Source organism: Streptomyces sp. enrichment culture, assembly GCF_964272855.1.
Taxonomy (GTDB): Bacteria; Actinomycetota; Actinomycetes; order Streptomycetales; family Streptomycetaceae; genus Streptomyces.
Window position 1 is genome coordinate 8,420,794 of the sequence record NZ_OZ186847.1, and the last position, 14,015, is coordinate 8,434,808.

Annotated in this window: 12 protein-coding genes and 2 pseudogenes; 9 read left to right on the plus strand and 5 right to left on the minus strand. The window is 72.0% G+C overall.

What is annotated here, in order from left to right; genetic code table 11:
- Nucleotides 1-74: 74 nt before the first annotated feature.
- From ACSU6L_RS37640 to ACSU6L_RS37655, 4 genes and pseudogenes are all read right to left on the minus strand, one after another.
- Nucleotides 75-1,721: an amidohydrolase gene (locus ACSU6L_RS37640; RefSeq protein ID WP_437064174.1), complete on the minus strand. Its 1,647-nt coding sequence runs from the start codon at nucleotides 1,719-1,721 to the stop codon at nucleotides 75-77.
- Nucleotides 1,722-1,828: 107 nt separating this feature from the next.
- A complete protein-coding gene (locus ACSU6L_RS37645) occupies nucleotides 1,829-3,331 on the minus strand; it encodes an APC family permease (RefSeq protein WP_437064175.1) in 1,503 nt (500 codons plus the stop codon).
- 411 nt (nucleotides 3,332-3,742) lie between these two features.
- Nucleotides 3,743-3,877: a zinc-binding dehydrogenase gene (locus ACSU6L_RS37650; protein ID WP_437064176.1), complete on the minus strand. Its 135-nt coding sequence runs from the start codon at nucleotides 3,875-3,877 to the stop codon at nucleotides 3,743-3,745.
- Nucleotides 3,877-4,252, minus strand: a pseudogene (locus tag ACSU6L_RS37655) (alcohol dehydrogenase catalytic domain-containing protein); the annotation flags it as partial. The pseudogene ACSU6L_RS37655 and the gene ACSU6L_RS37650, both read right to left, overlap by 1 nt.
- A 181-nt stretch (nucleotides 4,253-4,433) precedes the next feature.
- Between ACSU6L_RS37655 and ACSU6L_RS37660 the strand changes: the two are divergent.
- A pseudogene (locus ACSU6L_RS37660) lies at nucleotides 4,434-4,927 on the plus strand (PaaI family thioesterase).
- Between the two features lie 214 nt (nucleotides 4,928-5,141).
- Here ACSU6L_RS37660 and ACSU6L_RS37665 read toward each other — a convergent pair.
- Nucleotides 5,142-6,134, minus strand: a complete 993-nt coding sequence (locus ACSU6L_RS37665; RefSeq protein WP_437064177.1) for a GlxA family transcriptional regulator — start codon at nucleotides 6,132-6,134, stop codon at nucleotides 5,142-5,144.
- A 216-nt stretch (nucleotides 6,135-6,350) separates the two neighbouring features.
- On the opposite strand from ACSU6L_RS37665, the gene ACSU6L_RS37670 reads away from it, so the two are divergent.
- The 8 genes from ACSU6L_RS37670 to ACSU6L_RS37705 all read left to right on the plus strand — a co-directional run bounded on the left by ACSU6L_RS37670 (nucleotide 6,351) and on the right by ACSU6L_RS37705 (nucleotide 13,974).
- A complete protein-coding gene (locus ACSU6L_RS37670; protein WP_437065189.1) occupies nucleotides 6,351-7,052 on the plus strand; it encodes an SDR family oxidoreductase in 702 nt (233 codons plus the stop codon).
- Nucleotides 7,053-7,095: 43 nt separating this feature from the next.
- Nucleotides 7,096-7,368 carry a hypothetical protein gene (locus ACSU6L_RS37675; RefSeq protein WP_437064178.1) on the plus strand — a complete coding sequence of 91 codons (273 nt, stop codon included), beginning with the start codon at nucleotides 7,096-7,098 and terminating at the stop codon, nucleotides 7,366-7,368.
- A 52-nt stretch (nucleotides 7,369-7,420) separates the two neighbouring features.
- Entirely contained in the window at nucleotides 7,421-7,996 is a 576-nt protein-coding gene (locus ACSU6L_RS37680) for an SMI1/KNR4 family protein (RefSeq protein ID WP_437064179.1), read from the plus strand.
- Between the two features lie 164 nt (nucleotides 7,997-8,160).
- On the plus strand, nucleotides 8,161-8,625 hold the full coding sequence (locus tag ACSU6L_RS37685) for a hypothetical protein (protein ID WP_437064180.1): 465 nt from the start codon (nucleotides 8,161-8,163) through the stop codon (nucleotides 8,623-8,625).
- The gene (locus ACSU6L_RS37690; RefSeq protein WP_437064181.1) at nucleotides 8,622-11,897 is read left to right on the plus strand and encodes a hypothetical protein; all 3,276 of its coding nucleotides are present in this window, start codon (nucleotides 8,622-8,624) and stop codon (nucleotides 11,895-11,897) included. The genes ACSU6L_RS37685 and ACSU6L_RS37690 overlap by 4 nt, the downstream gene beginning before the upstream one ends.
- Nucleotides 11,898-11,995: 98 nt before the next feature.
- On the plus strand, nucleotides 11,996-12,463 hold the full coding sequence (locus ACSU6L_RS37695; protein ID WP_437064182.1) for a hypothetical protein: 468 nt from the start codon (nucleotides 11,996-11,998) through the stop codon (nucleotides 12,461-12,463).
- Between the two features lie 184 nt (nucleotides 12,464-12,647).
- On the plus strand, nucleotides 12,648-12,929 hold the full coding sequence (locus ACSU6L_RS37700) for a polyprenyl synthetase (RefSeq protein WP_437064183.1): 282 nt from the start codon (nucleotides 12,648-12,650) through the stop codon (nucleotides 12,927-12,929).
- Nucleotides 12,922-13,974 (plus strand): polyprenyl synthetase family protein, encoded by a 1,053-nt coding sequence (locus ACSU6L_RS37705; RefSeq protein WP_437064184.1) that lies wholly within the window; start codon nucleotides 12,922-12,924, stop codon nucleotides 13,972-13,974. The genes ACSU6L_RS37700 and ACSU6L_RS37705 overlap by 8 nt, the downstream gene beginning before the upstream one ends.
- Nucleotides 13,975-14,015: the final 41 nt, after the last annotated feature.

The following is a 14,015-nucleotide window of genomic DNA, read 5'->3' on the forward strand; positions in this document are numbered from 1 at the left end:
GGGTGGCGGCAGGAGGCGGGCCTGAGGCGCGGTGAATATGACAACACCGTTGACGACTGGTGTCCAGAGGGGCGTCAGGCGTCCGGCGCCGCGTGGACCCGGCGGCCGTCGACGTAGGTGAGGTGCACGCGGGTCTCGGCGATCGCCTCCGGAGGGATGGCGAACGGGTCGCGGTCGAGGACGACGAGGTCGGCCCGGTTGCCGGGGCGCAGGCTGCCGGTGTCGTCCAGGTGGTTCACGTACGCGCTGCCCGCCGTGTACGCCGCGAGGGCGGTGGTGAGGTCGAGCGCCTGCTCGGGGAGGAACGGCTTCGAGGCGGAGTCCGGCAGCACCCGGTTGACCGCGACGTGGATGCCGGCGAGGGGGTCGGGGCTGGACACGGGCCAGTCGCTGCCCGCGGCGAGGGCGGCGCCCGCGCGCAGCAGATCTCCGAACGGGTACTGCCACGCGGCGCGTTCCGGGCCGAGGAAGGGGATGGTCAGGTCGTCCATCTGCGGTTCGTGGGCGGCCCACAGTGCCTGGATGTTCGCCGTGGCGCCCAACTCCCGGAAACGGCCGATGTCGTCGGGGTGGACGACCTGGAGGTGGGCCAGATGCGGACGGGTGTCGCGCCGGCCGTTGGCGGCGCGCGCGGCGGCCACCGCGTCGAGGGCCTCACGGACCGCACGGTCGCCCAAGGCGTGGAAGTGGACCTGGAAGCCCTCGGCGTCGAGAGCCGCGACGTACCGCTTCAGGGCGTCGGGATCGATGAAGCTGAGACCGCTGTTCGCCGTGGCGCAGCCGCAGCCGTCCAGATACGGAGCGGTCATGGCGGCGGTGTGGTTCTCCGCCACCCCGTCCTGCATGATCTTGACCGTGGAGCAGCGCAGCCTGCCGTGGGTGAGGCGCTCGCGCTTGGCCATGAGGTCGGGGATCTGCTGCTCGCCGGCCGTCCGGTGCCACCACAGGGAGCCGACCACCGAGGCGGTCAGCGAGCCGTCCCGGGCGGCGGTGAGGTAGGCGTCGGAGGGGTCGGGATAGCCGTCCGAGCCGCACAGCAAGGCGTCCTGCCAGGCCGTGATGCCCAGGCTGTGCAGTAGTTCCTGCGCGCGCAGGAGTCCGGTGAGCCGGTCCGCGGGGGTCTGGGGCGGCAGGTGCCGGCCCACCAGGCCGACCGCGCCTTCCTGGAGCATGCCGACGGGGCTGCCGTCGGCGTCGCGTTCGATGCGGCCGTCCGCCGGGTCGGGGCTGTCGGCGGTGATGCTGGCGATCTCCAGGGCCCGCGAGTTGACCCAGGCGCCGTGATGGTCGCGGTTGAGCAGGTAGACGGGCCGGTCGGGGATCACCGTGTCGAGGGCCTGCCGGGTCGGTATGCCGCCGTCGAAGCTCTCCATCGACCAGCCGCCACCGGTGATCCACTCCCTCTCCGGGTGGGCGTCGGCGTATGCGCGGACACGACGCAGGTACTCGTCCGGGTCGACGGTCCCCGTCAGGTCGCATTCGCCGAGTTCCAGGCCGCCCATGACGGCGTGGATGTGCGCGTCCTGGAAGCCGGGCAGCAGCAACCGGCCGCGCAGGTCGATCACTTCGGTGTGGTCTCCGACGAGTTCCTCGACCTCGGAGTGGCCGACGGCGGTGATCCGGCCGTCGGTCACGGCGAGGCGGGTGGCCCGGCTCCGGGACGGGTCCATCGTGAGGACCGGGCCGTTGGTGAAGACCAGATCTGCGGCGGGGTGAGACATGGGAGAAGGGCTTCCAATCGTGGGTCTACGGGTTGGTTTCCGGGGGAGGCCGTGCCCGTGCCGTGCACGGGACAGGGACGGCCGGTGAGGAGCGTGGTCGCGAGCCGTCAGGGCAGCGGCTGGGCTTCGGGCTCCGCGGCGGTGGGGGCGGGGGCCCGCGGCGCGAAGTAGGGTGCCCGCCGGTACCACTTGGCGACGGCGCTCACGATCAGGCCGATGACGACCATGACCGCCGGGCACAGAAGGTTGAACCAGCCGTTGTCCACGCTGACGGCGAAGGTGTCGCTGAGCGTGGCGTAGTAGAACGCGAGATAGGCACCGAGAGCGAGCAGGAGCAGTCCGCACACGGCGGGGACGAGGACGGCGCCGACCGCCTGCCGCGGCTCGGTGCGGAAGGAGCGGGCCGTGCGGCGGAATCGGGCCGCACAGGCGAGTGCGACGAGGCCGTAGTAGAGGGCGACGAGAAGACCGATCGCGTTGACCGCGGCGAGGATGGCCTCGTTGAGCTTGGGGATCACCAGCATGAGCACCGCGATGGCCGCCGAGATCAGGGTGATGAGGACGGTGCCCGCGGTCGGACCGCCGTGCCGCTCACTGACGCGGCTCCAGACCGGGCCGAGAGTGCGCTCCCGGCTCATGGCCAGCGTGAGACGGGCGGTGGGGATGATTCCGGCCTGCAGGGAGGCCACGGCGGAGAACATCAGAGCGATCAGCGGGAGAGTGGCCAGCGGCTCGTCGGCGAGACGGGAGGCGAAGTAGGTCAGACCCTCGGCGCCGGTCTCACTCATCTCGGGCTCCGTCATGACCCGCTGGAAGGCGGCTGCGCCCAGCAGGAACAGGCCGAGCATGGTGAGCAGCGCGATGTGGCTGCCACGGGCTGCGTCGCCGGTGTTCTCGGTCTCCTCGGTGACGGAGAAGGCGGCGTCCCAGCCCCAGTAGAAGAAGACCGCCAGGACCAGCCCCTGGGCGAGACCGCTCACCGAGTCGATCGCGAACGGGTCGAACCAGGAGAACGAGAACGGCTGGTCCCCGGCGACGAGGCCCCAGCAGCAGAAGACGAGCAGGACCACGTACTCGAACACGAGCAGCCAGGTCTGGAAGCGGGTCGCCTTCTGCACCCCGGTGACGGCGGTGACGGTGACGGCGGCCAGGACGAACAGACCGACGAGAGTGCACTGGAGCGTCGAGTTGGGGTCGAGCTGCCGGCCCAGCAGGCTGTCCAGGCCCGCCTTGTGGGCGCTCTGGATGAGCACGGAGCCCGTGACGGACGTGGTGTAGGCGAGGAAGACGACACCGGCCGCCAGGGGCACCCAGCCCGCGATCATCCCGAGCCAGGGCCCCAGGCTGTGCCCGACCCAGGCGTACGCGGTGCCGCAGTTGGGTTCCGACTTGTTCAGCCGGGCGTAGGCGCCGACGATGCCGAGCATCGGCAGGAACGCCAGCAGGAGGATCACCGGAGTCTGCCGCCCGGTGATGGAGGCGAGCGCGCCGAGCCCGATGCCGATGCTGGTCGTGGCGGCCGTGCTGGAGGCGGCGAGGGCGACCCCGTCGATGATGCCCAGGGACTTTCTCAGCTCGACGGGCGGCGGGGTGGTGCTGGTCTCTGCCATGGGCAACCGGTCCTCGGGGACGGGACGCACAGCGTCCGTGGGCGGCTGGAAGGGGTTCCGACGCGGGCGGCGCGGGCCGACGACTCCCACGACTGCGGGACGTCCTCGGACGTTCGGAGGCGTAGCGGATGCGCCCGCCTCGTCAGGACACGAGCGGGCATCGGACCGTTCGGGCAGACCGGATCCTGAGCGATCCGCACCGCGCGGTCGGGTGAGAGGGGCGGCCAACGCGGAGGTGTCGCGCTGACGGAGCCACATGAAACAGCCGGCGAAAGTTGTCGTCAATCCCGTTGTCATAAGCCCAACGACCGCGGACACGGCAGCGCCCCGGACCTGTCAGCGGTCCGGGGCGCTGCGCGGTGCCCGAAGGCCGGCGCCGAGGTGCGTCGCCGCCGTCACACGAGTCCGGTGTCAGTCCACCACGAGGACGATCTTGCCGGTGCCGGGCTTGGTGGACTGGGCCGTGGCCGCCTGTTCCAGGGGGAACGTGGCGGCGACGGAGGGGGTGAGGCGGCCGGCGGAGGCGAGAGCGGCCAGTTCGGTCACTGCCAGGCGGTGAGGCCGGCCAAGGGCAGTGCGGCCGCTTCGACGTGGTCGAGACGACGGGGCTTCGGGACGAGTGTGCGCGCCGGTGCGATCGCGTACTGGGCATGGCCGCCGTGGCCGTGCGGGAGGGGGAGCATGCCGAAGACCTCGTCGCCGACCTGATGCACGGTCACACCCGGTCCGACGGCCTCGATGGTGCCCGAACGGGGGCTCGCCGATGAACACCCCGGACGTCCGGTTCATGATGTCGACCGGGTTCACGCTCGCCGCACGCACCCGCACGAGGACCTCCCCCAGGCCGGGCGTGGGGCGGGTGACCTCGGCGAATTCCAGGACTTCGGGGCCGCCGAGGGTGTTCTGGCTGACGGCGTGCATGGTCGGTGATGACTGCTTGTTATCGATCACGCGTCAAGGGTCGGTCCGCAACGTGGAACTGGACCATGGCAGACGCCAATAGACGATGGAAGTCTGCCAACAGTGACGCTGGGCCGCCTTGAGCCCCGTCGAGCGGCCCAGCTTCGGCGCCGACGCCGGTTGACGAAAGGCAGGCAGGACTGTGGGACGCACACGTACGTACGACTGGGAAGATCCGTCGCTGACGGCCTCGGCCGTCGGGCGGAGCACCGGGCTGGACTTCCTGCGCGATCTGGTGGCGGGCCGCCTGCCCGCGACGCCCGTGAACAGGACGCTCGGCTTCGCCCTCGACGAGGTGGAGAGCGGACGGGCCGTGCTCTCCCTGGTGCCGGGTGAGGAGCACTACAACCCCATCGGCAGCGTGCACGGCGGCGTGTACGCCACGCTGCTCGACTCCGCGGCAGGCTGTGCGTCCAGTCGACCCTGCCGAAGGGATCGGCGTACACCTCGTTGGACCTGACCGTGAAGTTCCTGCGCCGGATCACCGCGGACACCGGCACGGTCCGGGCCGTCGGCACGGTCGTCAGCAGCGGACGCACCACCGCCCTCGCCGAGGCCCGGCTGGTCGACGCGGAGGACCGGATCCTGGCCCATGCCGTGAGCAGCTGCATGGTCTTTCCGCCGCCAGGGGAGTGACGGCCGCGGTCGCCTCGGGGGCGTCTCGCCGATCATGCCGGGCTCGCGGCGCCTGGCACCGTGCCTCGCCGCGTTGTCGTCGGTCACCGATTCCCCCAAGCTCTCGGCTCCGCTCGAGCAGGGGGGACCCCCATCGCATCGGCTCCCTCCTCCGCCTTGCGACGCACGGCACCAGGCGCCGCTCCCTGATCCGGCCTGATCGACGAGACAACCCCTAGGATCCGGGCGGCTGCGCGGAGGCGGCGGCCTCGGCCTGGAACGTGCGGCGGTAGGCGAGCGGGGAGACGCCGAGTTCGGCGGCCATGTGCTGGCGCAGCGAGGTGGCCGTGGCGAACCCGACGTCGCCCGCGATCTGGTCGACGGTGAGGCTGCTGGACTCCAGCAGGTGGCGGGCGCGGTCGAGACGCTGCTTGATGAGCCACTGGCGCGGCGGCAGGCCCGTTTCGTCGCGGAAGCGGCGGGCGAAGGTGCGCATGCTCATGTGGGCGTGTGCGGCCAGCTGTGCGACGGTGAGCGGTTCGTCGAGGTGCTCGAGGGCCCACTGACGGGTGGCCGCCGTCGAGGAAGCCGGGTCGTCGGGAACGGGACGGTCGATGTACTGGGCCTGACCGCCGTCACGGAAGGGCGGCACCACGCAGCGCCGGGCGGCACGGTTGGCGAGTTCGCTGCCGTGGTCGGTGCGGATGAGGTGCAGGCACAGGTCGACGCCGGCGGCGGCACCCGCCGAGGTGAGGATGTCGCCGTCGTCGACGAACAGCACGCCCTCGTCGAGGCGGATGTGCGGGTACCAGCGCCGGAAGAGGCCGGCGCACTCCCAGTGCGTCGTGGCGGGGCGCCCGTCGAGCAGGCCGGCGGCGGCGAGGACGAAGCCGCCCGTGCAGATCGACGTGATCCGGGTGCCGGGGCGGATCCGGGCGAGTGCGGCGCCGACCGGACCGGGCAGTTCGCGGGTCAGCCGCGCCGGCTCGACCGGCGTGACGATGACGGTGTCGGCCCATTCCAGCACGTCGGGCCCGTGTTCGGGGGTGACGGCGAACCCGGCGTTCGTGCCGACGGGTCCGCCGTCCGCCGAGCAGACCCGGACGTCGTAACGTCCCTCGGCGGCGCCCAGGATGCGCGCCGGAATGCCCAGCTCGAACGGGTAGACACCGTCGAGGGCAAGGACGGCGACGCGGTGGGGTGCCGATACGCGAACGCGATGACGCATGGCTGAATTCTATCGGATAGTGGCATGTCTGCCGTGGCCCCTGATCGCGGACAGAGGGATCGTTTGACATGGGAACGGCACTGGGCGCCTGATCGCCCCGCCCTTCCCAGCAGTGTCGTACTCGATGCTCGCTCATCGGGCGCTGCACCCGAACCTCCGCATCGCCTCACCGCTCAGGAGAGCTGAACCGCCATGACCACCACACCCGCCCACCAGTTGGACATCAGCCGTCAGACCGTCCTGGTCAGCGGCGCGAACCGGGGCCTGGGCCGTCGCCTCGCACAGGAGTTCCTGACGCGCGGCGCCAAGGTCTACGCCGGGGCCCGCCGCCCCGAGACGGTGGACCTGCCCGGCGTGACCCCGCTGGCGCTGGACGTCACCGACGCCGACAGCGTCGCGGCCGCGGCGGCCGCGGCCGGTGATGTGACCGTGCTGATCAACAACGCGGGCTCGCACACGGGCGTGGACGTCCTCACGGGGGACCTGGCGGACGTACGACTGGAGCTGGAGACGCACTACCTCGGCTCGCTGGCCATGATCCGCGCTCTCGCACCGACGATCGCGGCCAACGGGGGTGGCGCGATCCTCAACGTGCTGTCCGTGCTGGCCTGGGTCAACTATCCCCCGGTCGGGGCCTATGGGGCGGCGAAGTCCGCCGCCTGGTCGATGACCAATGTGGTACGCCAGCAGCTGGCACCCGAAGGCATACGGGTGTCCGCCCTGCACGTCGGATGGATGGACACGGACATGGCCGCGGGCGTCACCGGCGCCAAGAGCGACCCGGGCGAGGTCGCGCGCCTCGCCGTCGACGGCCTGCGTGACCGCGCCGACGAAATCGTCATCGACGAGCTGAGCCGTCGTGTGCGGGCGGCGCTGTCGGGCGGTGTCGCCGCGCTGTACCCCCAGCTCTCGCACTGAGGCCGGGAAGGGTGACGGCGCGGGCCCCCGACGGGCCGGCGCCGTGCCGCAGCGGGGATCGCGGCAGATCTTCAATCTGGCCCGCAGGTTCCTACCGCTGGCGATGAGCCGCTGGGGCGACCGCTGGCTGGCCGACGAGGCGGGCCCGCCGATCGCCCACTACCACGACGTCTGTGGCCAGGAGAGCCACGCAGAGGTGGTGTGCGCGGCGTGCGGCGAGCCGATGACGGCCGAGAACACCCACCCCCGGATGGGGCCGGGATACCCGCCGCACCTGGCCGAACGGCCAGAGGTACGGGAGCGGTTCCCGGGCTGAGCCGGCACCCGTGATCGGGTGGACCGCCGAACGTGCGTCCTACGATCAGGGGGTGAAGAGACGGACGAACGCGAGCACGGCCCTGACCGAGGCGGAGGTCCAGGAAGCGGAGCGGGCCCTCGGCATCACCTTCCCGGCCGCGTACCGGGCACATTTGCTTCACCCGGCACCCGGCCGCCGCCGGCCGCGCGCGCTGCGCCGAGGGCCGGACGGCTGGGGCTGGGAGGGCGACGGCGCCACCAACCACGCGCTGCTCGCCACGCCGTTCCCGCATCCCGCCTCGTATCTCGCCGAGGACGAGGCGCTCGCCGCGCGCGAGCCGCGCCAGGAGGACCACCCGGACCAGGGCTCCTTCCAGGACGCCTGGCGGGCCTGGGACGACGCGTGCGAGGAGCCTGAGGAGCGCAAGACGGCGGGGGCCGTGTACCTCCAGGACGACAACCCCTTCACCACGCTGTACGTCGTGACGGGCCCGAACCGCGACACCATGTGGCTCGACCGCCGGGCCATCAGCGACGACATCGTGCCGATCGCCCACCCCGACGGCCGGTTCCTCACCTTCGCCGAGTGGTACGACTGGCCGACGGACCCGGCGAGCTGGGCGGCCTTCGCACCGGCCGTCAGCTGAGCGTCTTCAACCGGGACCAGGTCGAGGCGGCCCGGGACCAAGTGCCGCCTCTGACGGCCGTCCACAGGCATCCTTTGTGCGCTGTCGGGCCACGGGAACGAGCGCGGGCGATATCTTCGTCACCGAAGTGGTCCACGTCACTCATCGTGCCCGAGGGGGACTTGATGCCGGATCCGGAAGCGGCACTGGCGATGACCGCGGCGACGACGATCGTCGCGGCGATGGCGACCGGCGCCTGGGAGGCCACGAAGGCCGGGGTCGCGCGGATATTCGGGCGGGCCGGCGACGCCGAGCCGGGGCAGGAGACCAGTGCCGGCATCGAGGCGCGGCTGGAACGCAGCGCGGAACGGATCGCGGTCGCCGCCGACCCGGACGAGGTGCGGCAGGCGCAGATCGTCCGCTGGTGTGAGGACCTCGAGGACCTGATGCGGGATCACCCCGACGCGGAGGCCGAGTTGCGGACGCTCGTCGAGGCGATCCGGCAGCAGCTTCCGCCGGTCCAGCAGCAGTGGATCATGCGCGTCGAGGCGCGCGACGGCGGGTTGGCCGTCGGGGCGCAGGGGCCGGGCAGCAGGGTCGTCGTCCACCACCACGACAGGGACACGCCGCCCACCGCGGACGCCCGTTGAAGCCCGCCCAGCAGCAGACCGTGCAGGCGGTCAACGGCTTCGCCTACGGCTGCGTCGGCGCGGACATCCACGTCTTCGGCAACGGCGTGCCGCTGTACGTCCTCCAGCGATGGCACCCCGAGGCCCGGCCCGACCGGACCTGGCTGCTGGACCTGCCCAGCCGCATGCTGAACGCGCGGTTCGAGGTCGTCGACTTCACCGGGCGCGAGGAGGAACTGGCAGAGCTGCGACGGTGGCGCGATCACGGTCCACGGCTGTCGGTCCAGTGGCTGCACGCGCCGGGCGGCCAGGGCAAGAGCCGATTGGCCGCGCAGTTCGCGAAGCAGTCGGAGGCCGTCGGCTGGACCGTGGCGACGGCCGCGCGCGGCCCCGGCGTCGCACACCCGCCGCCCGGCAGCCAGGACCTGCGCACCGACACCAGCGCCGGTGTGCTCCTGGTCGTCGACTACGCCGACCGGTGGCCGGTGGCCCACCTGACGTGGCTGCTCAGCAACACGTTCCTGCACCGGGCCACCGATCAGGCGCGCGTACTGCTGCTGGCCCGCAGCCGAGACCCCTGGCCTGCCGTCCGAGCCTCCATCGCCGACCTCCGGGCCGACGCCTTGACACACGCCCTGCCGCCGCTGGCCGATGCCGACCGCCGGGTGGGTGTCAGCGAGCGCCACGGCATGTTCCTCGCCGCGCGCGATGCCTTCGCCGCCCTCTACGGGGTTCCCGCGCACGCCATCGAACCACCCGACGAACTGAGCGGACCCGACTTCGGTCTGACACTCGCGGTCCACATGGCCGCGCTGGCGGCCGTGGACCGCCACGCCCATGCCGCCACCGCGGCCCCGGCACCGGACATGACCGGCTTGACCGCCTACCTGCTCGACCGGGAACGACGCCACTGGCACACACTGCACGAGACCGGGGCGCTCAGCACCACACCAGCGGAGATCTCCCGCGCCGCCTTCGTCGCGGCGCTCACGGGACCGCTCCCTTACCGGGAGGCGAAGGCGGCGCTCGAGACGGCCGGGCTCGGTGCCGGCGCCGACCGCCTGCTGACCGACCACGCGTACTGCTACCCACCCGGTGCCCCCAGCACCGTCCTGGAACCCCTCTACCCCGACCGCCTCGCCGAGGACTTCCTGGCGCTCTCCCTTCCGGGCCACCACCTCCCCGAGCACACCGCCGACCCCTGGGCCGTGGATGTCCCTGAACTCCTCATGCCCGCGCCGCCCGCTGCCGGGTCCGCCGGCTCGGAAAGCGGTACGAGCCGGGCCGCGGACGGCGGCGACGGACTGCCGTCGTACGCGCCCCGGGTCCTCACGTTCCTCACCGCCGCCAGCCATCGCTGGGGGCATGTGCTCGCCACGTTGGAAGCCCTCGACGCACGCCTGCCGGACGACGTTCCCTCGAACGAGGTGCTTGCCGCGGCCGCGGCCGGCCTCACCGAACGCCTCGCCCCGCACCGCCTGTCGGCGGCATCCGGCCTCGCGGAACGCGCCCGGATCCACCGCAGGTTGGGGCAGCGGCTCCACCAGGCGCACCAGGCCGAGAAGGCGGCGCCCGCATACGCGGAGGCCGTGCGGCTGTATCGCGGGCTTTCCGCCTCGAACCCGCGGGACTTCGACCCCGACTTCGCCGAGTCGTCGTTCGAGCTGGCCATGACGCTGGTGTTCGCGGAGCTGGAGCCCTGGGCGCGAGACCCACTCGCGAACCTCGCGGTGGACACCGCACGGCTCGGTGAGGCGGCGGCAGCCTTCCGGGACGCGATCGAGGTCTTCCGTCGGCTGGCGGAGGAAGACCCCGCCGAGCACCAGGAGAACCTGGCCGCGGCACTGACTGTGGCCTCCGTCCTCGTACCGCGCCTGGGGCAGTCCGACCTGGCGGTGGCAGCGGCGCTGGAGGCGGTCGACATGGTCCGCCACCTGGCACACGAGGAGCCCGAGGAATGGGCTCACCAACTGCCCTATGTGCTGGTGGCCTCTGCCGTGGCCCTGGCCGGGGCACACCCCGAGCGGGCATGGGCCCTCGCCGACGAGGCTGTCGGTATCGCCCGCCGGATGGCCCACGAGGCCCCGGCGGAGAACGTGGAGCACTTGGTCTTCACGCTCACCACCCAAGGGTCGGTCCTGCTGAGACTGGAGCGGGCCGAGGAGGCCATCGACGCACTCAGCGAGGCCGCGGAGCTCCGCGGCCGAGGATCAGGGGCAGGCCAGGGCGAAGACGCCTGGTTCGGCGTCATGGCCCACGCGCTCAGCTTCGTCTGGGTGCAGGAACGGGCCACCGGCGCGACGAAGGGGCGCAGCATGGCCGTGGACATGCTGAGCCGACTCGCCCACGGCGACACTTCCGGCCGCGCGCCCGCGCTGCTGACAGCGCTGACCGCATTCGTCGGCATGCTCGGAGCGTCCGCCTCCGTGGAGGACGCGCTCGCGGTCCGGCGCGCCATGATCCACCTCCTCAGGACGTCGGACGAGATCCCGTACGCCGGGGGCGACGGCCTCATCGGGCGGTCCGACGTTCATGCCGTGCTGATCGAAGCGGGCGTCCTCCTGGCGAGGACGGGGCGGTGGGGCGAAGCCCTGGTGTACCTGGACGAGGCGGGCCGGGAACTGTGGGCCAACGGAACCGGCCCTCTGGAAGCGTGTTTCGGGAGTGCGCTCACGTTCATGACCGCCATGCTCGCCGGCCTCGATCCGAATGAGAACGGAGATCCCTACCGGCGAATGGCCCGGCCCGAGGCCGTGCGCGTGCTGGAGCGGATAGCCGAGACCTACCGCCGCCTCGCGCAGGACGACCCCGCGGCACACGAACCCGGCCTCGCCTCCACAGTGAAGATCCTGTCCGAGGCGCTCTGGTACCTGGGACGGGGCCGGGAAGCCGTGGACGTGGGCCGGGAATCGGTCCGGACCTGGCGTAGCTGCGCCGCCCGGGACGGCGCCGCCGAACACCGTGACCAACTCGCCCTGGCCCTCAGCCGCCTCGCGGACAAACTGACAGACACCGAAGAAGCGGAAGAAGCCGCCATGGCAGGGCGGGAGGCCGCCGCCCTCTGGTGCGCGCTGTCCCGCGACGACCCCGCCGACCACCGGCGCGCCGCGACGGCCCTCTTTCTCGTCGCCCTGAACCTGCGGCGGCTCCGCCCGGCCGAGGCCTTGGCCGCCGCGGAGGAATCAGCCGGCCTCCTCGCACGCTTCCCCGCCGACGACCCCGCAAAGCACCACTCCAGCCTCACCGCGGTCGACCAGCTCGTTGCCGAGATCCGTCAGGAACTGCGCGAGTAGACGAACTCCGGGACCAGGAAGGAGCCCTCTTCCGGGACACGCCGCGTTCCGCTGCGAGACTGAGGACGCCCAGCCTCGAACAGCGAGAGAGAAACACCGTGAACGACGTACAAGAAGGTCTCTGCCTCGCGGGCCCCGCCGTTGTGACGGTTTTCGTCATCGGCGCGGGCAACGAACCGCTGCCGCCGGAGACCTTCCGGCTCGCCGGACTCACGCCCGACGAGGTGCGTCCCTTCATGCTGCAGGACCAGCCGGCAGCGATCGCCTCGCGCGGCCTCATGTCGTACGACCTCACCTTCCGCGACACCTCTGCGGCCCTGTCCACCTTCACGCGCGAGGTCCTGCGCCGCCTGTGCGCGGACAGCCGGGCCGTGGCCTGGGCCGGCTTCGAGGGGTCGTTCCACTACGACCACCTCCTCACCGAGGACATCGCCGCCTCGGTGTACGGATACTGTGCGAGCGGCGCCGAGCCCGTCGTCGCATGGGATTTCGCCACCTTGCGCAGCGCAGCCTGGCGGCAGCGGATGGCCGAGGCCCGCGACACCCTGCAGGAACTGCTGCGTTGACTTTCGGCCACCACGAGCTGCCGCCCCCGCTAGCCGAAGGGTCGGACGCGTGTTCCCGCCTGTCACTCGATGGGGAGTTGCCCGCAAGGCGGATGGATCATGTGGTCATGCTGTGATCGGCACACGGTCCGTGCGACCGGTCGGCCTGTGCCGCACATGTCCGACAGTGAAGGGGGCACGTCACATGACTCCTACGCAGGGCAGCCGGGGCCTGGACGAGCAGGCGGTACTGCTCGTCGCGGGGCTGGCGGACCTGGCCGTGACCACGATCAGCTCGGCTGTGGGCACGCTGCAGGGGTTGGTCCGCCGCTCCGACGGGCCCGACATCGCGCGCGACGCCCAGCAGGACCTGATGGCCCGCGGCCGTATCGCCCTCGATCGCTCCGCTGCCGCGCCCGCCGCCCACCTCGAGGTGCTGGCCCAGCACGCCAGGGTCCGGCGGACGGCGCCCGGCGGCGATGTCTGAGCGCTTCGGCCTCGCCGAGTTCAAGGACCGTGTCGACACGGTCCTCGCCGCGGTCCTCGCGGAGGAAGCGGAGCAGTTCCTCGCGATCGACGACGCGCTGCGTCCAGTGGCCGAGCAGTTGCAGGAGGCGGCCCGGCACGGCAAGCGGCTGCGCGCGGCGTTCTGCTACTGGGGGTGGCGTGCGGCCGGCCAGCCCGACAGCGACGCCCTGGTGCGCGCGGCTGCATCCATGGAACTGGTGCACGCCGCCGCGGTGGTGCACGACGACCTCATCGACGACAGCACGCTGCGCCACAACCTGCCCACGGCCCACATAGCCTTACGGGCGGCCGTACCCGGCCGTCCCCGGGCCCGTGCCGCAGCCCGCTCGCTGGCCATGCTGGTCGGGGATCACCTGATGGCCCTGGCGGGGCAGCTGTTCGCCACCAGCGGCCTGCCCGCCGCCTTCCTGGCCCGCGCACGGCCGGTCTGGGCGGACCTCGCGCGCGAGCTGATCGCAGGCGAGTGCCTGGAGATCCTCAGCACCGGCACACACCCGGACCCCGACGTGTCGCTGAAGGTGGTGCGCTACAAGACCGCGAAGTACACCGTCGAACAGCCTCTGCTCATCGGCGGTCTGCTCGCCGGCGCGGCACCGCGGCTGCGGGCCGGCCTGTCCGCGTACGGGCTCCCGCTCGGCGAGGCGTTCCAGCTGCGCGACGACCTGCTGGGCCTGTTCGGCGAGTCCCGCCGCACGGGCAAGGCGAGCTTGGACGACATCCGAGGGCAGCGGCCCACCGCCCTGCTGGCCACGACCTGGCAGGCCGCCCTGCCCGCCCAGCGCGAGCACCTCGCCGGTGTACTGGGCCGCCGCGACCTCACCGAGGAGCACCTGCGCGACGTACGCGAGCTGATGACCGCGCTCAAGGCGCCGGAGCGGGTCGAGGACATGATCGCCTCCCGGGTGCGCGAGGCCGTGGGCTGCCTGGACGGCCTCGACATGCCATACCCGGCCCGGCGGGCTCTGACCGATCTCGCCCGCCTGGCCACCGACCGCCATCACTGACCCGCCTTCCCCGACGGCTCACCGTCGAAGCCGTGCGGCTC

Bases quoted from the DNA above. Each gene is read 5' to 3' on its own strand.
- ACSU6L_RS37640 (WP_437064174.1), bottom strand. From the start codon at position 1,721: ATGTCTCACCCCGCCGCAGATCTGGTCTTCACCAACGGCCCGGTCCTC.
- ACSU6L_RS37645 (WP_437064175.1), bottom strand. From the start codon at position 3,331: ATGGCAGAGACCAGCACCACCCCGCCGCCCGTCGAGCTGAGAAAGTCC.
- ACSU6L_RS37665 (WP_437064177.1), bottom strand. From the start codon at position 6,134: ATGCGTCATCGCGTTCGCGTATCGGCACCCCACCGCGTCGCCGTCCTT.
- ACSU6L_RS37685 (WP_437064180.1), top strand. From the start codon at position 8,161: ATGCCGGATCCGGAAGCGGCACTGGCGATGACCGCGGCGACGACGATC.
- ACSU6L_RS37700 (WP_437064183.1), top strand. From the start codon at position 12,648: ATGACTCCTACGCAGGGCAGCCGGGGCCTGGACGAGCAGGCGGTACTG.
- ACSU6L_RS37705 (WP_437064184.1), top strand. From the start codon at position 12,922: ATGTCTGAGCGCTTCGGCCTCGCCGAGTTCAAGGACCGTGTCGACACG.